This is a genomic window from Sphingomonas crocodyli (assembly GCF_004005865.1).
In the GTDB taxonomy this organism is placed as follows: Bacteria; Pseudomonadota; Alphaproteobacteria; order Sphingomonadales; family Sphingomonadaceae; genus Rhizorhabdus; species Rhizorhabdus crocodyli.
The window spans coordinates 239953-266026 of sequence record NZ_SACN01000002.1 but is presented as its reverse complement, the minus strand read 5'-3'; the positions used below and the strand labels follow the sequence as shown (position 1 = coordinate 266026).

The following is a 26074-nucleotide window of genomic DNA, read 5'->3' as shown; positions in this document are numbered from 1 at the left end:
CATCGGCCGGTCATGCGCCGGCTTTTCCGATACTAGATCGGAAAAGCGGCCGGCCTTCAAGACATGGTGAGTATCTGCCCACTCAATCCTCCCCCGCCAGGGGGAGGTGTCAGCGCAAGCTGACGGAGGGGGAGGATGCGATGATCCAGAGTTGGCTGCCGCCCTCCCCCTCCGTCGCCTTCGGCGCCACCTCCCCCTGGCGGGGGAGGATTAGAGGGTTGCTTAGTGATCGGCGGGACTGTGGACGCCGATGCCGGTTTCGGAGCGGACGCGCTGGACGGCGTAGCCCGCCTTGTCGATCGCGGCGCGGGGGGATTTGTCGAGCAGCGAGATTAGCCAGATCGCGATGAAGCCCGCGGGCACCGAGAACAAGGCCGGCGAGCTGTAGGGGAAGATCGCGCTTTCATAACCGAACACCGCGACCCAGATCACCGGTGACAGCACCGTCAGCACGAAGGCGGTGAGCAGGCCGATCGCCCCGCCCCACGCCGCGCCCTTCGTCGTGCAATCTTTCCACAGCAGCGACATCACCAGCACCGGGAAATTGCCCGAGGCGGCGAGCGCGAAAGCGAGGCTGACCATGAAGGCGACGTTCTGCTTTTCGAAGACGATGCCCAGGATGATCGCCGATATGCCGAGCAGGATCGTGGTCGCGCGCGAGACGCGCAATTCCTTCGCCGGATCGGCATCGCCCTTGCGGATCACGCTGGCATAGATGTCGTGCGAGATCGCGGAGGCGGCCGAGAGAGTCAGCCCGGCCACCACTGCGAGGATCGTCGCGAAGGCGACCGCCGAGATGAAGCCGAGGAACAGGTTACCGCCGATCGCGTGCGCCAGATGCATCACCGCCATGTTGCCGCCACCGCGCAGCGTGGCCGTAGCGACGTCGACATAATCGGGATTGAACGAGATCATCACGATCGCGCCGAAGCCGAGGATGAAGGTGAGCGCGTAGAAATAGCCGATCCAGACGGTCGCCCACAGGATCGACTTGCGCGCCTCACGCGCGTCCGGAACCGTGAAGAAGCGCATCAGGATGTGCGGCAGGCCGGCGGTGCCGAGCATCAGCGCGAAACCGAAGGACAGGGCCGAGATCGGATCCTTGATGAAGCCGCCCGGCCCCATGATCGCGCGGCCCTTCGCCGCCGCCTCATCGGGCGCAAGGCCGCTGTCGAGCGCGAGCTTGGTCTTCACGCCGACCGCCTTGGCGAACAAAGCCTCGAACGAGAAGCCGACATGCGCCATGACGCCGAGGACGAGGAAGGTGGCGCCGAGCAGCAGCATCACTGCCTTGATAATCTGCACCCACGATGTCGCGCGCATCCCGCCGAACAGGACATAGACCATCATCAGGCCACCCACGACGGTGATCGCGTAGATATAGGGCAGGCCGAACAGCAGCTGGATCAACTGCCCCGCGCCGACCATCTGGGCGATCAAGTAGAAGGCGACGACGAGCAAGGTGCTGACCGCCGCGAAGCTGCGCACCGGCCCCTGCAGGAAGCGATAGGAGGCGACGTCGGCGAAGGTGAACTTGCCGAGGTTGCGCAGCTTTTCGCCGATCAGGAACAGCACGATCGGCCAGCCGACGAGGAAGCCGATCGCGTAGATCAGCCCGTCATAGCCGTCGTTGAAGATCTGCGACGTGATGCCGAGGAAGGATGCGGCCGAACAATAATCGCCCGCCATCGCCAGCCCGTTCTGGAAACCGGTGATGCCGCCGCCGGTGTAGAAATCCGAGACGGTGCGTGTGCGCCGCGCGGCCGTGGCGGTGATCCACAGGGTCGCCGCGACGAAGCCCGCGAACATCAGGATCGCGGTCCAGTTGGTCGGTTGCTGCGTGATGGTGCCGTGGATGCCGGCCTGTGCGGCGGTGGCACCGCCCAGCAGAGCGACGAGCGCGATCGCGGCGCGGATCATGCGTCGACGTCCTTCAACAGTTCGGCGACGCGCGCGTCATAGGTGCTGTTGGCGCGGCGGACATAGACCGCGCAGATGATCACCGTGCCCAGCAACATCGCCGCGCCCAGCACGACCGCGATGCTGGTCGCCCCGCCCGCGATCGGCGTCGCCATGAAAGGTTTGTCGAATGCGATCAGCGAGATGAAGCTGGAATAGACCAGCACCGTGATCGCCGTCAGCGTCCACGAAAAACGCTGCCGATCGCGCACCAGCGCGACGTAGCGGGGATCGGCGGCGATGCGCGCTTCGACGGCGGCGCCATCGGCAGGATCAGGGATCGACATGCACCCTTCATCGGCGACGCCGCGGCCATTGGCAACAGCGGCCTTGCGCATCCGGCATAGCAGCTTTTCGCCGCGAAGCCCCTTGCGTATATTGTTATAGATATATATCAAATAAGATGTTGGGGCTGAAATCGGAATTTGAAAATGGCACAAGCCGCGCAGCCGCTGGCTGGCATCAAGGTCGTCGAGTTCACGCACATGGTGATGGGGCCTTCGGCCGGCGTGATCCTGGCCGATCTCGGCGCGGACGTGATCAAGGTCGAGCCGGTCGGCGGCGACCATACGCGCGAGCTGCTGGGATCGGGCGCGGGCTATTTCCCGATGTTCAACCGCAACAAGCGCAGCATCTGCCTGGACCTGAAAAGCCCCGCCGGCCTCGATGCGGCGAAGCGGCTGGCGAAGGGCGCCGACATCCTGATCGAGAATTTCCGTCCCGGCACGCTCACCCGGCTGGGTCTCGGTTATGAGGCGCTGTCGGCCGAGAATCCCGGCCTGATCTATTGTTCGGCCAAAGGCTTTTTGCCCGGTCCCTATGAGGAGCGGACCGCGCTGGACGAGGTGACGCAGATGATGGGCGGCCTCGCATACATGACCGGCCCGCCCGGTCGCCCCTTGCGCGCCGGATCGTCGGTCATCGACATTACCGGCGGCATGTTCGGCGTGATCGGCATCCTTTCCGCACTCGAGCAGCGGCACCGCACCGGCGAAGGATGCGAGGTCAAATGCTCGCTGTTCGAAACCACCGCCTTCCTGGTGGGGCAGCATATGGCGCAGAAGGCGGTGACGGGTAAGGCCGCGCAGCCGATGCCGGTCCGCATCTCCGCCTGGGCGATCTACGACGTGTTCGAAACGCTGCGCACCGACGAGCAACTGTTCGTCGGCGTGGTGAGCGACGGCCAGTGGCGCACCTTCTGCGAAGCCTTTGCGCTGGACGATCTGGGCGCGAACGAAGCCTATCGCCTGAACAACCAGCGCGTGCTGGCGCGCGACGCGATCCTGCCGCGCATCCGCAGCCTGTTCGCCGCGATGCCGCGCGAGGAGATCGTCGCCAAGCTGGAGGCAACCGGCCTGCCCTTCGCCCCGATCGCGCGGCCCGACGAACTGTTCGACGATCCGCACCTGAACGAAGGCGGGCTGGTCGAACTGACGATGGCCGACGGATCGACCGCGAAGCTGCCGGCGCTGCCGATCGCGTTCAACGATCAGCGCGGCGGCTTGCGCCACGATCTGCCGACGCCCGGCCGCGACACGGGCGACGTGCTGCGCGAACTGGGCTTCGACGATGCCGAGACCGCCCGGCTGGTGGCGAGCGCCCGCATCGGATGACCGGCCGGACCGCTTTCGAGAAAATCTGGCAGGCGCATCTGATCGCCGATCTGGGTGAGGGCACCGGCCTGATCGCGATCGACCGCGTCATGCTGCACGAACGCACCGGCGGCGTCGCGCTCAATAGCCTGCGCGAAAAGCACCGCGACGTCGCGATGCCCGCACAGGTTTTCGCGACGATGGACCATGTCGTCGATACCTTCCCCGGCCGCACCGATCGCACGACGATGCCCACCGGCACCCAGTTCATCACCGCGACGCGCGAGGCCGCGCTGGCGGCGGGTATCTCGCTGTTCGATCTGGGCGATCCGCGGCAGGGGATCGTCCATGTGATCTCGCCCGAAATGGGCATCGTCCTGCCGGGCGTCACGCTCGTCTGCCCCGACAGCCATACGTGCAGCCAGGGCGCGCTGGGCGCGCTCGCCTGGGGCATCGGATCGACCGAGGCCGAACATGCGCTGGCGACGACCACCTTGCGCGTCCGCAAGCCGAAGACGATGCGCGTCACGGTTTCGGGCAAGCTGGGCATCGGCGTCACCGCCAAGGATCTGGCGCTGCACATGCTGGCGCGCTTCGGATCGGCGGGGGCCAAGGGCCATGTCGTCGAATATGCGGGCGAAGCGGTGGCCGCACTCGACATCGAGGCGCGGCTGACCCTGTGCAACATGGCGACCGAATTCTCCGCCTTCTCCGCCTTCATCGCGGCCGACGAAAAGACCTTCGCCTATCTGCAGGGCCGCGCCTTCGCGCCGACCGGTGCGGCATGGGACGCCGCGGTCGCCGACTGGCGGACGATGACGAGCGATGCGGATGCGGCGTTCGATGTCGAGCTGTATGTCGATGCCGCCGATATCGCACCGATGGTCAGTTGGGGCACCAGCCCGCAACAGGCGATCCCGCTCGATCGGGCGGTGCCGCGCACGGACGAGCTTTCGGCCGTCGAGGCGCCCGAGGCGCATGCCCGCGCGCTCGATTATATGGGGCTGGAACAGGGTGCGGCAGTCAGCGGGCTGGCGATCGATGCCGCGTTCATCGGATCGTGCACCAACAGCCGCCTGTCCGATCTGCGCCGCGCCGCCGACATATTGCGCGGCCGCACGGTGGCGGCGGGCGTCAAGGCGATCTGCGTGCCCGGATCGTCGCAGGTGAAGGCGGCGGCCGAGGCCGAGGGGATCGATGCGGTGTTCCGCGCGGCCGGCTTCGAATGGCGCGAGGCAGGCTGTTCGATGTGCTTCTTCGCAGGCGGCGAAAGCTTCGGCGCACAGGAACGCGTGATCAGTTCGACCAACCGCAATTTCGAAAGCCGGCAGGGTCCGGGCACGCGCACCCACCTCGCCTCCCCCGAGACGGTCGCCGCATCGGCCATTGCCGGGCGCATCACCGATCCGCGCATGCTGGACCCGCTGCCATGACCCCCTTCTCCATGTTGAGCGCGACCGCTGCGCCCTTGCTGCGCAACAATGTCGATACCGACGCGATCATCCCGTCGCGCGAGATGAAGTCGGTCGGCAAGACCGGGCTGGCGGACGGGCTGTTCGCGGGCTGGCGCTACACCGCTATAGGATCGCGCGATCCGAACCCCGACTTCATCCTGAACCAGCCCGATTTCGCCGACGCAGCGATCCTGCTGTCGGGCGAGAATTTCGGCTGCGGATCAAGCCGCGAACATGCGGCCTGGGCGCTGGCCGAATATGGGTTCCGCGTGGTGATCGCGCCGTCGTTCAACCCGATCTTCCGCGGCAATTGCGTGCGCAACGGGATCGTGCCGGTCGAGGCCGACGCGGCCGCCATCGCCGCCGATCTGGAGGCTGTGCCCGGCCCGCTGAAAGTCGACCTGCCCAACCAGACGGTCACCGCGCCATCGGGCCGCAGCTGGACCTTCGCGATCGAGGATGAGGGCAAGACGATGCTGCTGGGCGGCCTCGACGCGATTGACCTCACGCTGACCCGCAAAGCCGAGATCGCCGCCTTCCACGACCGCGACCGGAAGGCGCGGCCGTGGGTCTATCTCTAGGCTAGGCTTTTCGCGACCTCACCGGTCGTGACGAAACCAACGCCCTCGCGCGCGACGAGCCAGTCGAGCAGCCCTTCGAACGCCGTGATCCGATAGGGCAGGCCCATGATGTAGGGCGTGAGGTTGAGCGCGAGCAGGCGGGCGCCGAAGCGCGCACCCTCCCCTTCGAACAGCATCGTCGCATCCTGCATCTGCTGGACATAGCTGTCGGCCGACTGCTGCTGCACCGTGATGATCTGCCGATCGGACAGTTCGTGGTTGATCGGCACGTTGACGATCGGGCCAGCGGGCGTCGCGAAGCGGCAGGGCAGATCGTCGTTCACCCAGTCGCACATATAGCCAAGCCCCGCCTCGGCCAGCAGGCGCGGGGTGTTCCAGCTCTGCGAGCGTGCGATCGACATCCAGCCGCGCGGGCGCGTGCCGACCACCTTTTCGAGCGTGTCGAGCGAGGCGGCGATCAGCGCGCGCTCCTCCTCCTCGGGCAGGCCGGTCGCGATCGTGCCGTTCATGTCGGTCGAATGGGCGACAATCTCATGCCCGCCCGCGACGATATCGGCGACCAGTTCGGGATAGCGTTCGGCGATCGCGGCATTGACCGCGAAGCTCGCCCGCACCCCGCGCGCCGCAAAGGCATCGAGGAAGCGATAGAGGCCGACGCGCGTGCCATATTCGCGCGACGTATAGTGGCGATAATCGGGATAGGCGGTCTGCATATGGCCGGGCGCGCGGAACGGCTTGTCGCCCGGCGTGATCGGAAACCATTCGACGTTGACGACGATCGCCACCCCGACGCGCAAGCCCCCCAGATCGAGCGGCGAACGTTCGAACAGGTTCGACCAGGGATAGAGATCGTGATCCATCCCATAACCGCGACGGGCATAGGACAGGTAAGAGGGATCGAGACTCATGCCGCCACTTCCTTCGGCGTGGTGCGGAGATAATGATCGGCGATGTCGCCCGACCGCGTGATCCAGGCACGCCCGTCGGCCGCGATATGGCGCAGCACTTCGGTAAACGGCCCGATCCGGTGCGGTTGCCCGATCAGGTAGGCATGGAGCGGGATACACATCACCGTGCCCGATTCCGCGCCTTCCGCCGCCAGCCGCTCATATTGGCGGATCAGCGTGTCGGCATATTCGCGTGGGCTCATATTATAGACGAAGAAGCCGTAATGATCGTTGACCTCGAGGCTGTAGGGCATCGAGATCAGCCGCCCGCTGGCGACGTTCACGTCACCCGGCTGATCATCATGGTAGAGATCGCAGGTGTAGCTGAGCCCATATTCGGCGATGAGATCGAGCGTGCGCGGCGTGTGCGTCAGCGCGGGCGCGAGCCAGCCTTTGATCGTCTGGCCGGTGGCGTCGCGGACCGTGCGGATCGAATCCTCGATGATCGCGCGCTCCTGCGCCTCGTTCATGCCGTAGCTGTAGCGGGTGTTGTAGATGCCGTGGCTGAAGAACTCCCACCCACGGGCATTCGCGTCCTCGACCACTTCGGGGATGTGGTTGCACAGGGCGACCGACAGGCTGACCGAACCGGGGAAGCCATATTTGGACATCCCATCGGCCATGCGCCAATGGCCCGCGCGGTTGGCATAATCGCGGTGGCCGTAGCCGACGACGTCGGGATGCGGCTTCGTCCAGCTCTTGCGATGCGGATTGGCGGGCGGATCGAGCTCGTAAAACTCCAGGTTCGGCGACACCCACACCGCCACCGTCTTGCCGTTCGGCCATTCGATTTTCGGCCGGTTGCGATAGGGGCGGAACGGATAGAGGCCGGGATCGGCTGCGCCCTCCTGCATCAGCGTGCCTCCAGCCAGTCGATCACCGTCTGGACCGGCTCGACATCGGCATATTTGATCTGGAGGTCGGTAAGGTTGGCGTAGTGATAGCTCTCATGCTTGTCGGCGCAGGTCTCGATCGGGACGATCGCGCGATAGCCGTGGCTGAGCGCATCGACCGCCGTCGCGCGCACGCAGCCCGACGTCGATCCGCCCGTCACGACGACGGTGTCGACCTTGTGCCAGACCAGATAGGAGGCGAGCGGGGTTTCGAAGAAGGCCGACGGCATGCGCTTCGCGTAGATAGCGTCGACCGCGCGATCGATCTCGCACCGATCGTCGAACTCATGCCGGCGGCTGGGGATCTTGATGTTCTGCAGCGAATCCGGCGTGTCGGTGCGCGTGCCCCACACGCCCGCATCGGCGGCATTGTCCATATAGCCGACATGGGTCCAGATCACCGGCATCCCCTTTGCGCGGGCCAGCGCGGAGATGGTGTTGGTATATTCGATCTGGCGCGGATCGGTTTCATACGCCGTCTTGAACTCGTCGATCCGCGTATAGGCGTTCTGGAAGTCGACATTGACGATCGCGAGCTTCGACCCGAAGCCGAACTTGTTGCGGGTCGGGTTCGCCATCAGATCTTCGAACAGCTGCTTGGCGGTCTTGCCGTCCGATACCATCTTCGTGCCGATGATCGTCATACCAGTTCCTTGGTGCGCGTGGCCTGGGTGAAGCCGAGCGGGACGCCCGCGTCGGGGAGAAAACCGTAGAGCTGCTCGCCGGGCAGCGCCTTTTCGACGATTGACCGCACCGCGAGCAACGCGTCGATGTCGATGCCGGTGCGCAGGCCCATCGCCTCGAGCATGAACACCAGATCCTCGGTCACGATATTGCCGCTGGCGCCCGGCGCGAAGGGGCATCCGCCGATCCCGCCCAGCGAGGAATCGAGCGTGGTCAGCCCGCCCTCCAGCGCCGCCAGCGCATTGGCGAGGCCAAGCCCGCGCGTGTTGTGCAGGTGTATGCCGGTCAGCGCCTTATCGCCGACCACATTGCGCACCAGCTTGATCAGGTGGCGCACAGCGATGGGATCGGCAAAGCCGGTCGTATCGGACAGGCCAACCTCGTCACAGCCCGCCGCCATCAGCCCTTCGGCAAGGCGCGCGACCTGCGCATCGGGGATCGCGCCTTCGAGCGTGCAACCGAAGACGGTCGAAAGGCTGCCTTCGAAATGCGGCCGCTGCTCGACGGGGAGCGCCCTGATCATGTCGGCGATCACATGCGCTTCGTTCAGAACCTGATCGTGCGTGCGGCGCAGATTGGCGAGGCTGTGGGTTTCCGAGACCGAGAGCGGCAAAGTGAGCTTGTCCGCCCCCGCCGCGATCGCCGCCTCCGCCCCGCGCGCATTGGGGACGAGCACCGCGACCGTCAGGCCGGGGATCGTCTTGGCATAAGCGACCAGTTCGGCGGTGTCGGCCAGCTGGGGAAGGAGCTTTGCGGGCACGAAGCTTCCCACCTCGATCTCACGCACGCCGGCGCGCGCTTCGGCATCGACCCACGCCTTCTTCGCCGCGAGCGGCATGATCGAATCGATGCTCTGCAACCCGTCGCGCGGGCCGACCTCGCTGACCAGAATGTCGATTGTCGATGATGCGTCCACGGATGAGTCCTCGTTCATTTGTCCTATATGTATATCAAATAAACGGGCTGTCGAGCGCGAAGCGGGCGCCCGCCGATTTTTGTCGATCAACGGCGCAAAAAACTGTCCGGCAGCGGCCTTCTGTCGAGCGGGATCGCGCGGGCGAACGGCGCGAAAACCGCCTGGATGTAGCGATCGCGTTCGGCCTGCCACGCGGCCTCATCCTCCGCCGACGGCACGAACGCCTCGATCTCCGCCGCCGAGGCGAGGCCCTTCGCCGCCAGCAGGCTTTCGGCCACATGCATGCGGCGCTTGAGCGTCCAGACCTGCGCGGACAATTCGATCATCGTGCCGACCAGATTGTCGAGCACGCCGTTTTCGAGAAAGGCGTAGCTTTCGGGATGCGCCGCAATGGCCTTTGGAAGTTCGTCCATCCAATCGATCCTGCATGGGTTTGCGGGCGATATATTTCTTCAGGCCGCCGCGCGTCATCGGCGCATCGGCGATCGTGAGTTCGAACCCCGCCTGGCGGATCCAGTCGAGGAAGGGGCGATTGTAGAAATCCCCTTCCCACGGCTCGCCATTGTAGAAATGGTCCGCCCAAGCGGCATATTCCTCATAGGGGGTGAAGCTGCGGTCCATATCGAACTCGGTGATGTCGAAGACGCCGCCAGGCCGCAGGATGCGCCACGCCTCGCGCACGATATCGTGCGCCGCCTGATCATTGACCTCGTGGAACAGGATGTGCGCGGTGACGACGTCGAACGATGCGTCGTCGAAGCCGGTGCGTTCGGCCAGGCGCTGTGCAACGTGGATCGGCACGCCCAGCTGCACCGCGCGGGCATGCGTATAGCGCACAAGCGGTGCGCCGACCTCGATCCCCCAGACCTCGGCATCGGGAAAGGCTTCCTTGAGCGCGATCGGATATTGGCCGATGCCGCAGCCCAGATCGACGATCCGATCGAGCCGCCCGTCTTCGGGCCGCGCGATCACTTTGGCGCGTTCCAGATAGACCTGGTCCTGATCGTTCAGCCCCAGATAGAAGCTGTTCGTGCCATAGTGATAGACATGGCCCGCCAGCGGTTCGCCGACATAGCCCCCCGGCTGAATATGGATTTCGTGCCGAGCATAATCGGGAATGACGAGATTAGGATCGAGCGCGATCGATCCGCAATCCGAAGCCTCCGCCGCCGCGAACCACGCATCGACATCGTCGCCATGCCGACGAAACCCGTCGAGCAGGCTGTGATGCGCCATCAGCTGCGACGACACCCAGATGCGGTGCGAGACCGCGATCATCGGATCGCCGCCGAACAGATCGCGCGCCCGCGCGAAGGACAGATTGCCGCCCCCCGCCGTCTCCCGCGCGGCCAGCGCATCGGCCCGCGCGCGGGTGGCGCCGCCCAGATCGCGGAACAACCACGCGCGAAAGCCGGTCAGGAAGTCGTGATAGCTTTCGAGATCGAGTTCGGGGAGGCGCTTGAGCCGGCCGTTCACGCCACGATCCACTGACATCGCCATGCGCCCCTCCCCGCTTTATTCGATGGCCGCGACCACCCGGACCCCTTCGATCATCGACGTCTTCATCATGTGCGCATGGGCGCGCACCGGATCGGTGGCGGCGGCGCGCATATCGTCGAGCCGCTTGCCCCGCTGGACCGGATCCTTTTCCTCCAGAACCTGCTTGTTCTGGATCGTCTGGAACTGAAGAAAGGCCTGCGCGGCGTGGCGGCGCTGCCGATCGAACAGGTCGAGCAAGGCATCGTTCGCCTCGCCCTTGATCACCGCCGCCAGCTTGGCCGAGACCGACACCGCGTCGTGGATGCCGAAGTTCATGCCCATGCCGCCCAGCGGATTGTTCACATGCGCGGCATCGCCGATCAGCAGCACCCGCCCCTTGCGGAAGGTTTCGGCGACGCGCTGGTGCACGGCGTAGAGATTGGTGTGGACGATCTCATAGCCGCCCTCCTTGGGCAGCAGCTTTTGCAGGCGTTCTTCGGCCTGCGCGAAATCGAGCAGGTCTTCCTCGCGCTCGTCGGGCGTCGTCGGCGAGGTGACGCGCCACAGGCCGGCGGGCCGATCCCCCGGCACCTTGAAAATCGCTGCCCAGCGATCGGGATCGGACAGGTAGTTGCTGTACGAAAAGCCTTCCGGCTCGAAATCGTGCGTCGTCGTGATGACGAGGAAGCGTTCGGGATAGGTGAAGCCTTCGAACCCGATCTCCTGCGATTTGCGGACGACGCTGCGCCCGCCATCGGCGCCGATCACATAGGATGCGCGGAAGCTCTCCGCACCCGCCGTCACCGTCACGCCGTCGGCGTCCTGCGTCACCGCGTCGGCGGGCGTGCTCCAGCGGATTTCGAAGTCGGGCGACTTTTCGAGTTCGGCGTAGAGGATGCGCGACAGGCGATGCTGCTCGCACTGGACGCGATAGGGAAAGCCGGTCGTATCGCTGAGCAGATCGAGGTCGAACAGCGCGACCTGCCCCTCCTTCAACCCGCGAAACTGCCAGTAGCGCGCGACGATGCCCTTTTCGAGGATCTTGGCGGTGATCCCGCTGTCGGCGAACATTTCCAGCGTCGGCGGATGGATCGTCGCGGCGCGGGGATCGTCATAGATGCGGTCGCCGCGTTCGAGCATCAGCACCGGCACGCCGGCGCGGACGAGGAAGAAGGCGGCGGTCAGCCCCGAAGGCCCCGCGCCGACGATGATGACGGGCGCTGCGGCCATCGTCAGAACTCCTCGAGGATGCGACCGCAGCCGGCGATCCGATCCTCGATCCCCACACGGCGCAGCGCATCCCAATAGGTGACGGCGTTCATCGCCAGCACCGGCTTTTCAAGCCAGCGTTCGGCCTCCGCCATCACCTGGATCGACGCCAGATTGGTGCCGACCTGCAGGATCGCGTCAATATCGTCGCCGTCGAGTTCCTTGAGCGCCTGGCGAATCTCCGACGGCGTGACATGCGCGATCAGCCGGGGCGAGGCGCATTTGAGGCCCTTCAGTCGGGCGATGTCGAAACCGGCCTCCTCCAGATAGGCCTGCACCACCGCATCGCCCTTGGGCTGGTGCGGCGTGAGGACCGCGATCCGCTTCGCACCGAAGGCCTTCAGCCCCGCAACCGCGGCGGTCGATCCCATCGAGACACCGACGCCCGCCTGTTCGGCCAGCATCGCCTGAAACCGATCGGCCTGCGCGACGCCGCCCCAGAACGCCTCGATCGCGACGCCCATCACGATATGATCGGGGCCGCATGTCATCACCTGCGCGATGGCGGGCGAGATGCCGTCGCGCATCGCCTGCAAATGTTCGTCATAGGCCTGATCCGACGTCAGCGGCCGTTCGGGGATCGTGACGCGGGCAATATGGTTGGTGACGCCGGCGGGGCGGAGCCGTTCGCATTCGGGCTGAACCGATGTGTTGGTCGACGGGACGACCAGCCCGATGAGCTTGCGATAGCCAAGCGTATCCGTCACCAAAGTCCCCCGTTTTTCCGAATATGCCGCCGTTATCCGGGGCCGGGCAGCGCCCGAAAAGCAGAGAGAATTGCTACCAGCAATGCTGCCCCGTTATGGGGCATCATGTGGCGGCGGGCGCTTCGCCCTGCGGCGATCCGGCGACCTCGCGGATCACGCGGATCACGGCGCGATGCGTGTTTTCGAGCGGACGGCTACTGGCGGTAGCGAGCGCCATGACGCGGGTGATCTTGGGCGACACGATTGGGGTGATGGCAAGCCGCCCCTCCTGCACTTCGCGGGTGACGGCGCCGACCGGCAGGATCGTCGCGGCGACGCCTTCGATCGCGAGCTCCTTCATGATCAGCAGCGAGTCCATTTCGAAACGGACGTCGAGCGAGCCGCCATGTTCGGCGACGCGTTTTTCCACCACCATGCGCAGGCCGTGCGGGCGCGCGGGCAGGACCAGCGGGATCGCGCCCAGATCGACCGAGGTGAGGACCGGCGGCAGGACCAGCGACGGGCTGTGCACCAGCGGCAGTTCCTCCACCAGCAGGCGTTCGGCCTGCGCGCTTTGCGGGCGGTGATGTTCGTAGATGATCGCAAGGTCGACCTTGCCGGCCAGCAGCCATTCGGCGACGTTGCCGCTGAACCCCTCCTGCACGCGCAGGCGGATCAGGGGGAAGCGTTCGGACAGGGCGACGATGATCCGGCGCAGCAACACCGCGCTGACCGACGGCGGCAGGCCCAGGATCACCTCCCCACGCGGCGTACCGCGCAGCGCGGCGATGTCGCGTTCGGCGCGTTCGACCTTTTCGAGGACGTCGCGGGCATAAGCGAGGAAGATTTCGCCCGCTGCCGTCATCATCACGCCACGACCATTGCGATAGAGGAGCGGCGCGCCGAGGCTTTCTTCGAGCAGGCGAATCTGGCGGCTGAGCGCCGGCTGGGCGATGGCGAGGCTCTTGGCAGCGCGCGAAAACGACCCGCGCTGCGATATCTCAACGAAATATTTGAGCTGCCGCATCTCCATATGGCGTATCCGTCCTGGCCGCCCCCACGGCTGAAAAAATGTCTATGCCGCGTCGAACCTTAGGATCGGCTTCACGGCGCGACCAGAGTTCATGTCCGCGACCGCGCGGTCAAGCTCCGAGAAGGGATAAAAACTGACCATCTGGTCAAAAGGCAAGCGGCCCGCCTGCCAATATCCGATCAGTTCGGGAATGAAGTCGCGCGGGCGGCTATCCCCCTCCATCACGCCGTGCAACGTGCAGCCACGCATGAAGCGGTGCGAATTGAGCGCGACGTCGGGCGTTTCGTGCGCGCCGACATAGGCGCAGCGGCCGAAGCTATCGAGACACAGGAAGGCCTGCGCCAGCACCGCCGACTTCGACGTGGCATCGAAGCTGTAGGCGGCACCACGGCCGCCGGTGATCGCCTTGATCGCCGCGACCGGATCTTCCGCCAACGGATCGATCGCGTGGGTCGCGCCGAAGCGCAAAGCCGCCTCGCGCCGTTCGGGCATGACATCGACCGCGATGATCGGATCGCAACCGAGCATCTTCGCCGCCATCAGCCCCGACAGGCCGACCGACCCCGCACCGAACAAGGCGAACGCCTTGCCCGCGTCGGGCTTAAGCACGTTGATCACCGCGCCCGCGCCCGTCTGGATCCCGCAAGCGAGCGGGCCGAGCAGTTCGAGCGGGAGCGACGGATCGACCTTCACCGCCGCGCTCGCATGGACGATCGAGTGAGTGGCGAAACTCGACTGGCCGAAGAACTGGCCCATCACCGGCTTGCCGTCGCGGCTGAGTGGCGTCGTGCCGTCGCGGCGCTTGCCGGAGAAGTTGAGGTCGCTGATCTCGTCGCAATAACCCGGATGGCCGCTGTCGCAGACCGGGCATTCGCCGCACGAGCGGAAGGAGAGGACGACCGCGTCGCCGACCGCGAAATCCTCTACCCCTTCGCCGATCGCGACGACATGGCCGGCGCCTTCGTGGCCGAGCACCGTGGGTGCCCCCCAATCGCGGCGCCCCGCCGTCATCGACACGTCGGTGTGGCAGATGCCGGTGCCCACCAGCTTCACGAGCAGTTCGCCGGGCGCGGGATCGCAAATCTCGATCGTTTCGAGCGACAGGGGCTGGCCGGGGCCGTGGAAGAGATAGGCTTCGATATTCATGGTCACAGCCTCGCGATCCTGTCCTGCCATCCGTTGAACAGGGGGTGGGGTCCATCGGCCATGTCCGCGCCGATCCGGGTGGCGAGCGCCCAGGCGAGACACAGATTGGTCGACAGGATGGGAATGCCGGTGCGCGCGCCAAGCGTGTCGATCGCGCGCAGGCTGGGCATGCCGGTGCCGGTGAACAGCAACGCATCGGCGCCCGTCAGATCGATCGATTCCGCCGCCGCGATCGCATCGTCGCCGGTGAGTTCGTAGATGGTGCGCGTGTCGCTGGTCCGCGTGGCGACGCGGTGCTTGGCGAGGATCTCGATCCCCGCCGCGCGGAAATAATCGCCGCCCGCATCGAGCACGAATTGCGGATAGGGCGCGATCACGACGACACGGCGGATGTCGAGCCGCGCGAAGGCCGCGAGGATCGCCTGCGCGCCGGTGACGATCGGATAGCCGACATGCGCCGACAGCTCGGCCGCTAGCTCCTCCTCGCGCGCCGCGCCCACCAGATAGGAGGAGGCGGTGCAGGCGAAGCCGAGTGCGTCGAGCCGGAGCGTATCATAGCTTTTCAGCGTCTCGCCCAGCTGCTCGAAATAGGCCGTGAAGCGGGTGCGCTGATCCTCCTCCGCGCTCGTCAGCCGGCTGGCGATCACGCTGACGCCGGCCGGCATCAGCGCGCCCATTTCGGGTTCGACGACCGGATTGGCCTGCGGGACGGCGATGCCGACCCGCCCGGCCGCGCCATATTCGCGGACTGGGTTCATGGCAGGGGGATGATCCCCTTCGCGGCCAGCCGGTCCATCGTCGCGCGCTGGATGCCGTTGACCTCGGCCTTCGATCCCATCGGCTTATCGACGAAGCTGTTGGGCGGATAGAAGCTCGCCTCGTTGAAGACGCGCATGTACATTTCGGTGCGCTGGCGGGCGATGCGGTTGAGCGGCCCCAGTTCCTGACGGACCATGCGCAGCGTCTGCACATCGATGATCGCGCTGGCGCGGTTGCTTTCGCCCGGACCGCCCGTGTTCGACAGGACCAGCCCGTTATAATCGATGATCTTGGAATTCCCCATGATGTTGCCGCCGGCGGGCGACCCCATCATCCCGCCCGAATTGGTCGAGACCAGATAGACCATATTCTCGGCCGCGCGCGCGCGCTTGCACTGTTCCCAACCGATGAAGTCGCCGACGCCATGATCGCTGGTCGGATGCAGGATCACTTCGGCGCCGCGCATCAGCAGGACGCGCGCGGCCTCCGGATACATGATCTCGCCGCACGGAAACATGCCGATATTGCCCAGTTCGGTCTTCACCACCGGGAAGGCGCCTTCGATCCCGTAATGATCGAAATAGCGATCCATGAAGTCGTGCGGCGACGGCGAATGGACCGTGTTCACGCGCTTATACTTCAGGATCACGTCGCCCGACGGATCGATAAGGAAGCAGCAGTTGAAATAGCGGCCCGGCCACTGCGGATCATATTCATAGGCGTTGGCACCGATGAAGATGCCGTACTGCTGCGCCATCTTCTGCAGCCGTTCGGTTTCCGGCCCAGGGATCTGGATGCACGCCTTTTCGATCCATTCGGCGGCGGTTTCCTGAATGGGGAAGCCGGTCAGCGCGAATTCGGGAAAGAGGACGAGGTTGCGCATACCGCCCTGCGATCGACCGACCGTCGACGCGATCAGTTTTTCCCAGCGATCGAGGCTTTTCTGCACGATCGCCTGCGCATCTTCGCGCGTGGAAACGTCGTTGACGACATAGTTGAGCGTCTGAATGCAATGGGCGCGCCAGGGCTTGATCGTCACGGGCCTGTCCTTTCGGCAAGATTAGAGCTGCGGCACGGCCGACAGCAGGGTTCGGGTGTAAGCGTGGCTGGGGTCGGCAAGCACCGCCGCTGCATCACCGCTTTCGACGATGCAGCCCGCCTTCATGATCGCGATCCGATCGGAGATGTGGCGGACGACGCCCAGATCGTGCGAGACGAACAGGTAAGCGAGCCCTTCGCGATCCTGCAGGTCCATCAGCAGGTTGAGCACCTGCGCCTGGACCGAGACATCGAGCGCCGAGGTCGGTTCGTCGAGGAGGAGGAGCTTGGGCCGGACCGACAGCGCGCGGCCGACCGCGATACGTTGCCGCTGGCCGCCCGAAAATTCGTGCGGCAGCCGATCGATGGCCGATGCGTCGAGCCCGACCTTGGCGAACAGTTCGGCCGCGACATCGCGCCGTTCCGCCCGGCTCACGCGGCGGCGCGCCGCCAGCGGTTCGGTGACGATGCGCCACACCGGCCAGCGCGGATCGAGCGAGCTTTGCGGATCCTGAAAGACCAGCTGCATATCCTGCCGATCGCAGCGGACATCGCCTTCATGCGCGACCAGCCCGACCAAAGCGTTGAGCAGCGAGGATTTGCCGCACCCGGATTCGCCGACGAGGCTGAGCGTTTCGCCCGGCGAGATCCGGAACGACACATCATCGACCGCAGTGTGCGTTTCGACGACCTGGCCGAGCATGTCGAAGCGGCGCGGATAGCGGACCGACAGGCGATCGACCTGAAGCACCGGCGGCGCGGCCGGATCGAGGCTGCGTTCGGCGGGCGGCAGCGAGGCGGCAACCGGCCCACCCTCCATCATCGCCGCCGCCACAGTGGCGAGGCGGGTGCGCGGGGCGCAGCGGCCGGGCAAGGCGTTGAGCAGCGCGCGCGTATAGGGATGATCAGGCGCGGCGATGACCTTGGCGGTCGCGCCTTCCTCCACGATCGCGCCCTTATACATCACATAGACGCGGTCGCAGGTCTGGTTGATCACGGCGAGATCGTGGCTAATCATCAGCACCGCCGTGCCCGTTTCGCGCGCGCGTTCGGTCAGCAGCGACAGGATCTGCGCCTGCACGGTCACGTCGAGCGCGGTGGTCGCTTCGTCGGCAATGATCAGCGACGGATCGCACGAAAAGGCCATCGCGATCATCACACGCTGACGCATGCCGCCCGACAATTCGTGCGGGAAGGCGCGCAGCGCGCGTTCGGGATCGGCGATGTGCGTGTCGGCAAGCAGCTTGAACGCTATATCGCGCGCCGCTTCGGGCGTGACGTCGCGGTGGCGGCGGATCACTTCGCACATCTGCCGTTCGATGCGGACGACCGGATTGAGCGCGGTCATCGGCTCCTGAAAGATGATCGACAGGTTCGATCCGCGCATGTCGCGCAGTTTGGCGTCGTCGAGCGCGAGGACGTCGTGGCCGAGCACGCTGATCTTCGATCCCGCGCCGTAGCGCGTCTTCAATCGGGGCAGCAGCCGCAGCAGCGACATCGCCGTGACCGACTTGCCCGATCCGGATTCGCCGACCAGCCCGACGATCTCACCCGCGCCGACATGGAGCGAGACGCCGTCGATGACGCGTTTCTCCTGCCCATCGCGCAGCATCGCGATCGAGAGGTCGGCGATCGATGCGACCGGACCGCTCATATCTCGATCCCCCGCCCGGTGCGGCGCGCATAGGCGGCAAGCCCGTCACCCAACAGATTGGTGGTGATCACCGCGAAGATGATCGCGGCCGCCGGCACCAGCAGCACGCGCGGGGCGACCAGCACATATTGGCGCGCCTCCGCCAGCATATTGCCCCAGGTCGGCACGCCCAGCGGGGCGCCGATGCCGAGGAAGGACAGGCCGCTTTCCGCGATCAGCAAGGTCGCGAAATGGAGCGCGAAGACGACCATCAGGCTGGCGCGCAGGCCGGGCAGCACATGGCCCAGCATGATCGCGGGGCGCGAGACGCCGGCGATCCGCGCCGCCTTCACATAATCGCGCGCATAGATGCTCGATGCCTCGGCATAAGCGACGCGCATGAAGATCGGCCAGGACAGGAAGCCCAGGGTCGCGACCAGCGGCACGAAGCCGTGGCCGATCACCACGACCACCACGATGGCCACCACCATCGAGGGGAAGGATTGGAACATGTCGGTCGTCTGGCGCGCGATCGTGCGGGTCCAGCCCGGCCGTTCGGCGGCGAGCAGGCCCAATGTGGTGCCGATCATCAGATTGATCGCATTGGCGGTGAAGGCGCAGGCCATCGACCATTGCAGCCCGGCGATCACCCGGCTCCACATGTCGCGCCCCATATGGTCGGTGCCGAGCAGATGACCCGCGCTGCCCATCGGCAGGAAGGTGGCCATCAGATCGCTTTCGACCGGATCGTGCGTCAGCAGCAGGCGGCCGAAGATGGCGGCCAGCGCGACGAGCGCGAACAGCCCCGCCCCGATCGTCAGTTCGGCGACCGATAGCCAGCGCCAGCGGCGTGGAGCCCCGCCCGTCGCGAGGCGCTGGATACGACCCATCCTCATACCCGTAACCTCGGATCGAGCAGGCGGAAGCCGAGATCGGTGAGCAGGTTCACGAGGAAGACAAGGATCGCGATCACGAACACTTCGGCCTGAACCACCGGGAAATCGAGCGTCTGCACCGATTCCAGCAGCAGCCAGCCCATGCCCGGCCACGAATAGATCGTCTCGATCACCGCGCTGCCGCTCAACAGATGCGCGAACTGAACGCCGATCAGCGCGGAGGCGCCGAGCAAGGCGTTGGGCAAAGCGTGCCGCCACAGCAGGGTCGTGAAGCCGGCGCCATAAGCGCGCGCGGTGCGGATATAATCCTCTCGCATCGCTTCGCCGACATTGGCGGCGATCATGCGGGTGAGGCTGGGCGCGGTGAAGGTGGTGAGCGACAAAGTTGGCAACACCCATGTGCGCCAGTCGGTCGCGCTGTAGCCGACAGAGGGGAGCCACATCAGCTGGACGGCGAACAGCTGGATGAACAGCAGCGCGAGGACGAAGCCGGGCGCGCCCTGCAGCACGAACACGATCGCCGAGACGAAGCGCCGTTCGGCCCGCTCCGGCCGGGCGCCGAGCCATGCGCCGAGCGGGATCGCGATCAGGATGCTGAACGCCATCGCCGATACTGCCAGTTGCAGCGTCTGCGGGAAGCGCGCCAGCACCGTGCCCAGCGCGCTGTCATGCGTCAGCAGCGATCGACCGAAATCGAAATGCAGGATGTTCCAGATGTAGCTGAGATATTGGACGAACAGCGGGCGATCGAGGCCATAAGCCTCCCGGATCGCCGCCAGCTGTTCGGGCGTCGCCCCGGCGCCCGCCAGCACATAGGCCGGATCGCCCGCCTGACGGAGCAGGAAGAACAACAGGGTCGAGATGACGAGCAGCAGCACGGCCAGCTTGCGCAGGTGCGGGATCGTGGCGCGCAACAGCACCATCCCCCGCATGCCGCCCGATCGCCCCCCTGCCGTCATCAGTTGGCGGTCCGCTTGATCAGATCGAGCTGCATCACGTCCTGCACCGGCGCATAGCCGCCGACCTTGGGCGACACCGCGTCGAAGGCGGGCACCTGCCACAGGACGATGCCGGTCGGGCTGGTCTGCTCATAAGCGGCGACCTGCCCATAGAGTGCCTTGCGCTTGTCCGGATCGTTTTCGGCCAGCGCGGTGCGGGCGATCTCGGTCAGCTTGGGATCGCAGTGGAACGGCTTGCGCGCTGCGGACGGCTTCAGGCACGAACGGATGCGATAATCGTTGAGCGGATCGTTGCCGCGCGTCACCCAGGCGAAGAGATCGGCGTCCATCGATCCGGTGAACAGATCCTGCATCTGCCGGGTCGAAGGGCGACCCATGATCTCGGCTTCGACGCCGACCTTCTTCAGATCGTTGCCGACCTGCTGATAGACCAGAGCATCGCCGCCGCCCTCGCCGGTCGTGACCGACATCTTGACCTTGAAGCCGTTGGGATAGCCCGCCGCGGCGAGCAGCTTCTTCGCGCCCGCCGGATCATAGGGGATCGGCTTGAGCGCGGCGTTATAGCCATAGCTGCCCGGCATGCCGATCTGGCTGGCCGGCGTGGTCGTATCCTTGAGGACGCTCTTGGTCAGCAGGTCGCGATTGACCGCCATGTTGAGCGCGACGCGCACGCGCGGATCGTTGAGCGGCGTCTTCCGCCCTTCGGTGTTGAAGCCGATATAGTCGACCGCGGGCGTCATGCGCGAGATCAGCTTGCCGCCCGTCGCTTCGACCGACGGCTTGGCATCGAGCGCGAGCGCGAGCGCCATATCGACCGCGCCCGAGGTGAAGGCCTGCAGCCGCGCGGTCGAATCCGGGATCATCATCAGTGTGAGGCCACCCGCATTCGGCTTGCGCCACGAGGTGGGATTGGGCTTCAGTTCCAGCTTGCCGTCAGCGCGGGTCGCGATGACATAGGGGCCCGAACCGATCGCATCGCGCGCGGCTTCGGGCAGCTTCAGCGTCTTCCACTGCGCGGGCGCCGGAATGCGCCACACCGATGCGTGGATCGGCAGGATCGGATCGGGCTGGTTGAGCTTGATGCGGACGGTCAGGTCGTCGACTTTTTCGGCGCCCTCGATCTGGAACAGCGTGCTGCCGATCGTCTCGCCGCGCCCTTCCTTTGACGTCATATGATCGACCGAGACGACAAGCGCGTCGGCGGTCAGCGGCTCTCCATTGCTGAACTTCACATCGGTGCGCAGCTTGAACAGCCAGCTGGTCGGGCTTTCCTGTTCCCACGACAGCGCGAGTGCGGGCTGCGGTTCGCCATTCGCATCGAGCGTGGTGACGGTGTCGAAGATCGCCTGCAGCGCCAGCACGGCGGGGATCGAAATGCCCTGATAGGGATTGCCGATCGCGGGCGGGATCACGGGCACCGCGATGCGGACCGGAGCATCGCCGGCCGGCTCCGGCGCCTTCGAGCAGCCCGCGACGGTCGCCAGCGCCGCCGAGATCAGGAGGCCGCGCACGACGGCCTGCCGCGTGAGGGAAATCGTCGGAAACCGCATATGTGCCACCCCGAAACGGCCTCGCTTGAGCGCGGCGCCGATGATCGATGTTGCGCCAAAGCCGGTGGGTCGTAACCCTCTATTTTGCGGTGCACACAAGCTAGCAGCTATATCGCGGCGATATGTTTCGGCGCCCCCGGACGGCATCGTCACAGCTCCGCCCAGATCGTCTTCTGGCGCAGATATTTCTGATATCCGTCGCGCCCGGCCTCCTTGCCGAAGCCCGATTGCTTCCACCCGCCGAAGGGGGCGCTGAAGTCCGGCTGACGGCCCCAGCCGTTCACCCAGATCGTCCCGGCCTCCATCGCGCGCGCAGACCGGATGGCGCGGGATATGTCGCGGCTGTGGACCGATGCGGACAGGCCGTAGCTGGCGTGGTTGGACAGGGCGATCCCCTCCTCCTCCGCATCGAAGCGCTGGACCGTCAGGACCGGGCCGAAAATCTCCTCCGCCACGCCGCGCGCACCCGCCGGCACGTCGGCCAGGACGGTGGGGCGGTACCAGATGCCGTCGCGCGCGCCCTCGACCTCGGCAAAGCCGCCGCCGGTCAACAGAGAGGCACCCGCGTCGACCGTGTCACGCACGATGCCGTCGATCTTCTTGCCCTGCATGTCGCTCAGGATCGGGGGCAGGCTTGCCGCCTTATCCCACGTCTGGCCGGGGCGCAGCGCCTCGAGTCCCGCGACGACCCTTTCCACCAGCGCATCGGCGATCCCGCGCTGCACGACGAGGCGACTGCCCGCATAGCAGAGTTGCCCGGCATTGCGGCTGATGCCCCAGATGATCTTCTGCGTGAGCGTATCGAGATCGCCCGCATCGTCGAACACGAGCTGCACGCCCTTGCCGCCGAGTTCGAGCCCGACCGGCTTGGGACCGGACATCGCCGCATCGGCCATCAGCCGGCGCCCCGTCGCGGTCGATCCGGTGAAGCTGACATAGCCGATACCGGGATGGGTCACGATCGCCGAGCCGACGCCCGGACCATCGCCCTGCACGACGTTGAACAGACCGGCAGGCAGGCCCGCCTCGATCGCCAGCCGCGCGACATGGACGATTGAAAAGGGGGTGAGTTCGGACGGCTTGAGCACCACCGCATTGCCCGCCGCGATCGCGGGAGCGACCTTCCACATCGACAGGATCAGCGGGAAGTTCCACGGCGCGATCGCGCCCACCACGCCGTAAGGCTGGTTGACCACCATCGCGAGCGCATTGTCCGCCGTCGGCAGCACCGCGCCGTCGATCTTGTCGCAGTATTCGCCGTAGAAACGCAGCCATTCGGATGCGTTGGGCACGTCGACCACCATCGCCTCATGGTGGAAGCGCGAGGAGACGACCGCCTCCATCCGCGCGAGCAGATCGACATCGCGGTCGATCAGGTCCGCCCAGCGGCGCAGCAGCCGGGCGCGGGCGCGCGGGGCGACCTTGCGCCATTCGGCCGCCGCCGCCGTCGCGACCGACACCGCCTGATCGACCAGCGCCGCATCCCCGATCGGGATCGCGCCATGCACTTGTCCGTCTGACGGACGGCGCACCGGCATGGCGCCGCCTTCGATCAAGCGACCGCCGATGAAATGGCCCGAGAGAACCTCGACGCTCGCAGGATCGAAGGCGAAGGTCACGCGAAGCCCCGAACCGTATCGATCAGCGCCGCGGCATCATCGGGCAGCGCATCGCCGCGCCACGCGACATGGCCGTCGGGCCGCACCAGCACCAGCCGCCGTTCGTAGAGTTTGGCGGCGGCCGCATCGTCGACGTCGGCGATCGTCATCGGCATGCCGACCGCGCTTGCCGCCGCGATCAGCGCATCGTCGCCCGCCGCGGCCGGGCCGAAGCGCAGCAGCACGAAATCGCCGCCGACCAGATCGAGCGTCGAGCGCCCGTCGGGCAGCCAGGCGTGCGGCGCGCGCATGCCGGGCCAGCTCGACTGATCGACCCGGCTGGGATCGTCGAAGGGTTCGGGCGTGCCATCGCCAAGGATGACGGGGGAGTCCACATAGCGATGCCCCAGATGCACGCCCGAGCTGTTGAACTGGCGCGCCAGCCACTTGATCTTGCGCGCGAGCAGGGTGCGTGCCGCCTCGGCCTCCGCGCCTTCGCCCTCGATCCCGGCGGGCGCCTCGTCCATCACCATATCGATCTTGTCGCTGTTGGTGGCGGAGATCAGGCTGTTGCGGATCGCAACGGGCTTGCGCTCGATCTCATAGCTGTTGAGCAGATTGTCCCCACCCCAGCCGCGCAGCATCGCATCGAACTTCCATGCGAGATCGCACGCATCGCCGATGCCGGTGTTCATGCCGACGCCGCCGGTGGGCGCGAACAGATGCGCGGCATCGCCGACCAGGAAGGTCTGACCCGACCGCCAGCTGCGCGCGACCGACTGGTGATGATGCCAGTGCATCGTCTGGAGCAGTTCGAACTTGAACGGCTTGCCCATCGCGCGGAACAGGATCTTTTCCACGTCGAGTTCCTCGGTCGCCTTGGCCGGATCGAGGAAATAATATTGGTAGTTCCACAGTTCGACGCCGTCGATCGCGGTGAACACACCGAAGCTGTCGGGCGTGAACAGGAAATAGAGGTTGGCGACGCCCAGGCCGTGGACGTCGAGGAAGTCGCGGCTGCGGAAGAAGAAGCTGACATTCGCGCGCATCCGCCCGCGCCCGTTGCGGCCGATGCCCAGCTTACGTCGGATATCGCCGCCGCCGCCGTCGCAGGCCGCCAGATAGCGCGCCTTCACCTTCTCCTCACGGCCGGTTTCGACCTCGCGGATGGTGGCGATCACATGATCGTCAAACTGTTCGAAATCCTCGAACCGCCAGCCGTGGCGCATGTCGAGCTGCGGCAGGGTGCGGGCATGATCGAGCAGGACGGGTTCGAGCGCCTGCTGCCCGATCTGCGTCTTCGAATAAGGCGACCAGTTCAGCTCGCGGTGGCGCTTCAGAGCCTCCGGATCGCGATAGCGCCCTTCGTTGATCGACGGCGATCGGAAGCGGTGCAGTTCCTGCCCGGCCAGCTTGGTGGTGAAGATGATGTAATAGGGATGATCGTTGGGGACGGCCGCCGCGAAGATCGCGTCGTCCAGCCCCCAGCGCCGGAACATCTCCATCGATCGCGCCCCCAGCAGGGTCGCCTTGGGGTGCGCGCTCGGCCCGGTACGCTCCTCGACGATCAGCGAAGGCTGGCCGCGATGCGCGAGGTCGATACCCAGCGTGAGGCCGACAGGCCCCCCGCCGGCAATAAGAACAGGTGTTTCGATCATGGGTTCGCTTTACTTGGCTGTCATCGTGTCGAGCGGCTTGATCTCGATCGGCTCGCCATTCTTGAACACGGCGGCGATCGCGCCGTAGGCGGCGACGTCCTTGGTCGGATCGGCGTTGAGCAGCAGCAGATCCGCCAGCTTGCCGCGCTCGATCGAACCGAGATCCTTTTCCTTGTGTAGGTAAATCGCGCCGTTGAGCGTCGCGATCCGCGTGAGCGGCAGCAGCGGGATGCCCGCCTTGGCGAGCAGATCGAGTTCCATGTGCAGCGAAGCGCCCCAGGTGCGATCGGTGCCCGCCGTCAGGATCACGCCATTGTCGAACAGCTTCTTGATCGTCTTGGCCGAATAGGGATTCTGAATCTTGAACTGCGCGGCCATGCCGCTGTTGATGTAGCGTTGCCGCTCGGTCGTGCGCTGTTTCTGCAGCTCCGCCGGATCGACCGACGCCTTGAACAAGGGGGTTTCGAGAAACTCGGGATGATCGGCGATCGTGGCGATGTGGTAGAAGACCGCCATCGTCGTCGACACCGGGATGCGCTTGGCCGCGACCCGCTTTGCGAAGCCATCGGTGATCACCGAGCGGACCGGATGCGCGAAGCCGTCAATGCCCGCATCGATCGATTCCGCCGATTCCGATTCCGATGCGGCGTGAACCGTGGTCGGGATGCCGTTCGAATTGGCCATCTTGATGATGCCGGCGAAGGTTTCCTCGCTGAACACCGGCGCGGTTGCGGTGCCGTAATTGCCGAGTTCGTCGAACAGGATCTTTTGCAAATCGGGCTTGCGATCGAACTGGGCCTGCAGCTTGGCCCTGTCGGTTTTCACGTCGCTGACGGTCAGGCCGAAGACGCTGTCGCCATAGCCGCCCGGCGCGGTGATGACCGCACCCGCCGCGAAGATACGCGGCGACGGAAACTTGCCCGCGCGCTCATCGGCCCGCATCTCGAAGATGAAGTCGGCATTGTTGCCCGAGTCATAGACCGAGGTGACGCCCGCGTTCAGAAAACCCTGCAGCGTGCGGATCGCCAGCGGCTTATCGACATAGGTGCCGCCGCCTTCCTTGGGCATGCGCCCGCCGACCAGATGGATGTGGCTGTCGATCAGGCCGGGCAGCAGATATTTGCCGGTGCCGTCGATCTTCATCGCGCCCGCCGGCGCCTGGATCGTGCCGGGCGCGATCAGCGCGATCCTGTCGCCCGAAACCAGCACCGAAGCGCCGGGCAGCGGCGCGGCGCCGGTGCCGTCGATCAACGTCACGTTGCTGATCAGCAGATCTTTGGCCGCAACCTCGCCCGTCGCGACCATCGCCGCGCCCGCCATCATCAGCCCTTGCCACCACCGCAT

General features: G+C 65.8%; 23 protein-coding genes. 3 read left to right on the top strand and 20 right to left on the bottom strand.

The genetic code is table 11. The features are described 5' to 3' along the window. Positions 1-222: 222 nt before the first annotated feature. On the bottom strand, positions 223-1920 hold the full coding sequence (locus tag EOD43_RS15855; protein ID WP_127745013.1) for a cation acetate symporter: 1698 nt from the start codon (positions 1918-1920) through the stop codon (positions 223-225). Continuing rightward, entirely contained in the window at positions 1917-2246 is a 330-nt protein-coding gene (locus EOD43_RS15850) for a DUF485 domain-containing protein (RefSeq protein WP_127745012.1), read from the bottom strand. The genes EOD43_RS15855 and EOD43_RS15850 overlap by 4 nt, the downstream gene beginning before the upstream one ends. A gap of 144 nt (positions 2247-2390) precedes the next feature. Here EOD43_RS15850 and EOD43_RS15845 point away from each other — a divergent pair, with 144 nt between their 5' ends. Genes EOD43_RS15845 through leuD form a run of 3 tightly spaced genes read left to right on the top strand, consistent with a single transcriptional unit; the run spans position 2391 to position 5586 of the window. After that, positions 2391-3572, top strand: a complete 1182-nt coding sequence (locus tag EOD43_RS15845) for a CaiB/BaiF CoA transferase family protein (protein WP_127745011.1) — start codon at positions 2391-2393, stop codon at positions 3570-3572. After that, positions 3569-4984, top strand: coding sequence for a 3-isopropylmalate dehydratase large subunit (locus tag EOD43_RS15840; protein ID WP_127745010.1), 1416 nt, complete (start codon positions 3569-3571; stop codon positions 4982-4984). Before EOD43_RS15845 ends, EOD43_RS15840 begins: the two co-directional genes overlap by 4 nt. Continuing rightward, positions 4981-5586, top strand: coding sequence for a 3-isopropylmalate dehydratase small subunit (gene leuD / locus EOD43_RS15835; RefSeq protein ID WP_127745009.1), 606 nt, complete (start codon positions 4981-4983; stop codon positions 5584-5586). The genes EOD43_RS15840 and leuD overlap by 4 nt, the downstream gene beginning before the upstream one ends. On the opposite strand, the gene EOD43_RS15830 is transcribed toward leuD, so the two are convergent. From EOD43_RS15830 to EOD43_RS15740, 18 genes are all read right to left on the bottom strand, one after another. Continuing rightward, positions 5583-6494, bottom strand: coding sequence for a polysaccharide deacetylase family protein (locus EOD43_RS15830; RefSeq protein ID WP_127745008.1), 912 nt, complete (start codon positions 6492-6494; stop codon positions 5583-5585). The two genes, leuD and EOD43_RS15830, sit on opposite strands and share 4 nt — an antisense overlap. After that, complete coding sequence (locus EOD43_RS15825; RefSeq protein ID WP_127745007.1) at positions 6491-7387, bottom strand: polysaccharide deacetylase family protein; 897 nt, start codon at positions 7385-7387, stop codon at positions 6491-6493. Before EOD43_RS15825 ends, EOD43_RS15830 begins: the two co-directional genes overlap by 4 nt. After that, positions 7387-8070, bottom strand: coding sequence for an isochorismatase family protein (locus EOD43_RS15820; protein WP_206363574.1), 684 nt, complete (start codon positions 8068-8070; stop codon positions 7387-7389). Before EOD43_RS15820 ends, EOD43_RS15825 begins: the two co-directional genes overlap by 1 nt. Then, complete coding sequence (locus EOD43_RS15815; protein WP_276318203.1) at positions 8067-9026, bottom strand: hydroxymethylglutaryl-CoA lyase; 960 nt, start codon at positions 9024-9026, stop codon at positions 8067-8069. The genes EOD43_RS15820 and EOD43_RS15815 overlap by 4 nt, the downstream gene beginning before the upstream one ends. Before the next feature lie 198 nt (positions 9027-9224). Continuing rightward, complete coding sequence (locus EOD43_RS15805) at positions 9225-10526, bottom strand: class I SAM-dependent methyltransferase (RefSeq protein ID WP_127745004.1); 1302 nt, start codon at positions 10524-10526, stop codon at positions 9225-9227. 15 nt (positions 10527-10541) lie between these two features. Then, the gene (locus EOD43_RS15800; protein WP_127745003.1) at positions 10542-11735 is read right to left on the bottom strand and encodes an FAD-dependent oxidoreductase; all 1194 of its coding nucleotides are present in this window, start codon (positions 11733-11735) and stop codon (positions 10542-10544) included. A gap of 2 nt (positions 11736-11737) precedes the next feature. Then, positions 11738-12481: a maleate cis-trans isomerase family protein gene (locus tag EOD43_RS15795; RefSeq protein ID WP_206363573.1), complete on the bottom strand. Its 744-nt coding sequence runs from the start codon at positions 12479-12481 to the stop codon at positions 11738-11740. 103 nt (positions 12482-12584) lie between these two features. Continuing rightward, positions 12585-13493, bottom strand: a complete 909-nt coding sequence (locus tag EOD43_RS15790; protein WP_127745001.1) for a LysR family transcriptional regulator — start codon at positions 13491-13493, stop codon at positions 12585-12587. A gap of 42 nt (positions 13494-13535) precedes the next feature. Then, a complete protein-coding gene (locus EOD43_RS15785) occupies positions 13536-14639 on the bottom strand; it encodes an NAD(P)-dependent alcohol dehydrogenase (RefSeq protein WP_240653306.1) in 1104 nt (367 codons plus the stop codon). Between the two features lie 2 nt (positions 14640-14641). Beyond that, a complete protein-coding gene (locus EOD43_RS15780) occupies positions 14642-15397 on the bottom strand; it encodes a maleate cis-trans isomerase family protein (protein ID WP_127744999.1) in 756 nt (251 codons plus the stop codon). Next, positions 15394-16437 carry a nitrilase-related carbon-nitrogen hydrolase gene (locus EOD43_RS15775; protein WP_127744998.1) on the bottom strand — a complete coding sequence of 348 codons (1044 nt, stop codon included), beginning with the start codon at positions 16435-16437 and terminating at the stop codon, positions 15394-15396. Before EOD43_RS15775 ends, EOD43_RS15780 begins: the two co-directional genes overlap by 4 nt. A 21-nt stretch (positions 16438-16458) precedes the next feature. Continuing rightward, positions 16459-18090 (bottom strand): dipeptide ABC transporter ATP-binding protein, encoded by a 1632-nt coding sequence (locus EOD43_RS15770; RefSeq protein WP_127744997.1) that lies wholly within the window; start codon positions 18088-18090, stop codon positions 16459-16461. Continuing rightward, a complete protein-coding gene (locus tag EOD43_RS15765; protein ID WP_164857271.1) occupies positions 18087-18959 on the bottom strand; it encodes an ABC transporter permease in 873 nt (290 codons plus the stop codon). Before EOD43_RS15765 ends, EOD43_RS15770 begins: the two co-directional genes overlap by 4 nt. Before the next feature lie 2 nt (positions 18960-18961). After that, complete coding sequence (locus EOD43_RS15760) at positions 18962-19924, bottom strand: ABC transporter permease (protein WP_127744995.1); 963 nt, start codon at positions 19922-19924, stop codon at positions 18962-18964. Next, positions 19924-21474, bottom strand: coding sequence for an ABC transporter substrate-binding protein (locus EOD43_RS15755; protein WP_127744994.1), 1551 nt, complete (start codon positions 21472-21474; stop codon positions 19924-19926). Before EOD43_RS15755 ends, EOD43_RS15760 begins: the two co-directional genes overlap by 1 nt. Before the next feature lie 149 nt (positions 21475-21623). Beyond that, positions 21624-23093, bottom strand: coding sequence for an aldehyde dehydrogenase family protein (locus tag EOD43_RS15750; protein ID WP_240653263.1), 1470 nt, complete (start codon positions 23091-23093; stop codon positions 21624-21626). After that, on the bottom strand, positions 23090-24730 hold the full coding sequence (locus EOD43_RS15745) for an FAD-dependent monooxygenase (RefSeq protein ID WP_127744993.1): 1641 nt from the start codon (positions 24728-24730) through the stop codon (positions 23090-23092). Before EOD43_RS15745 ends, EOD43_RS15750 begins: the two co-directional genes overlap by 4 nt. Positions 24731-24739: 9 nt before the next feature. Then, complete coding sequence (locus tag EOD43_RS15740; RefSeq protein WP_164857270.1) at positions 24740-26074, bottom strand: amidohydrolase family protein; 1335 nt, start codon at positions 26072-26074, stop codon at positions 24740-24742.

Excerpts from the sequence above, each read along its gene's own strand:
- EOD43_RS15855 (WP_127745013.1), bottom strand. The coding sequence starts at position 1,920 with ATGATCCGCGCCGCGATCGCGCTCGTCGCTCTGCTGGGCGGTGCCACC.
- EOD43_RS15850 (WP_127745012.1), bottom strand. The coding sequence starts at position 2,246 with ATGTCGATCCCTGATCCTGCCGATGGCGCCGCCGTCGAAGCGCGCATC.
- EOD43_RS15845 (WP_127745011.1), top strand. The coding sequence starts at position 2,391 with ATGGCACAAGCCGCGCAGCCGCTGGCTGGCATCAAGGTCGTCGAGTTC.
- EOD43_RS15840 (WP_127745010.1), top strand. The coding sequence starts at position 3,569 with ATGACCGGCCGGACCGCTTTCGAGAAAATCTGGCAGGCGCATCTGATC.
- leuD (WP_127745009.1), top strand. The coding sequence starts at position 4,981 with ATGACCCCCTTCTCCATGTTGAGCGCGACCGCTGCGCCCTTGCTGCGC.
- EOD43_RS15830 (WP_127745008.1), bottom strand. The coding sequence starts at position 6,494 with ATGAGTCTCGATCCCTCTTACCTGTCCTATGCCCGTCGCGGTTATGGG.
- EOD43_RS15825 (WP_127745007.1), bottom strand. The coding sequence starts at position 7,387 with ATGCAGGAGGGCGCAGCCGATCCCGGCCTCTATCCGTTCCGCCCCTAT.
- EOD43_RS15820 (WP_206363574.1), bottom strand. The coding sequence starts at position 8,070 with ATGACGATCATCGGCACGAAGATGGTATCGGACGGCAAGACCGCCAAG.
- EOD43_RS15805 (WP_127745004.1), bottom strand. The coding sequence starts at position 10,526 with ATGGCGATGTCAGTGGATCGTGGCGTGAACGGCCGGCTCAAGCGCCTC.
- EOD43_RS15800 (WP_127745003.1), bottom strand. The coding sequence starts at position 11,735 with ATGGCCGCAGCGCCCGTCATCATCGTCGGCGCGGGGCCTTCGGGGCTG.
- EOD43_RS15790 (WP_127745001.1), bottom strand. The coding sequence starts at position 13,493 with ATGGAGATGCGGCAGCTCAAATATTTCGTTGAGATATCGCAGCGCGGG.
- EOD43_RS15785 (WP_240653306.1), bottom strand. The coding sequence starts at position 14,639 with ATGAATATCGAAGCCTATCTCTTCCACGGCCCCGGCCAGCCCCTGTCG.
- EOD43_RS15780 (WP_127744999.1), bottom strand. The coding sequence starts at position 15,397 with ATGAACCCAGTCCGCGAATATGGCGCGGCCGGGCGGGTCGGCATCGCC.
- EOD43_RS15770 (WP_127744997.1), bottom strand. The coding sequence starts at position 18,090 with ATGAGCGGTCCGGTCGCATCGATCGCCGACCTCTCGATCGCGATGCTG.
- EOD43_RS15765 (WP_164857271.1), bottom strand. The coding sequence starts at position 18,959 with ATGGGTCGTATCCAGCGCCTCGCGACGGGCGGGGCTCCACGCCGCTGG.
- EOD43_RS15760 (WP_127744995.1), bottom strand. The coding sequence starts at position 19,924 with ATGACGGCAGGGGGGCGATCGGGCGGCATGCGGGGGATGGTGCTGTTG.
- EOD43_RS15755 (WP_127744994.1), bottom strand. The coding sequence starts at position 21,474 with ATGCGGTTTCCGACGATTTCCCTCACGCGGCAGGCCGTCGTGCGCGGC.
- EOD43_RS15745 (WP_127744993.1), bottom strand. The coding sequence starts at position 24,730 with ATGATCGAAACACCTGTTCTTATTGCCGGCGGGGGGCCTGTCGGCCTC.
- EOD43_RS15740 (WP_164857270.1), bottom strand. The coding sequence starts at position 26,074 with ATGCGGTGGTGGCAAGGGCTGATGATGGCGGGCGCGGCGATGGTCGCG.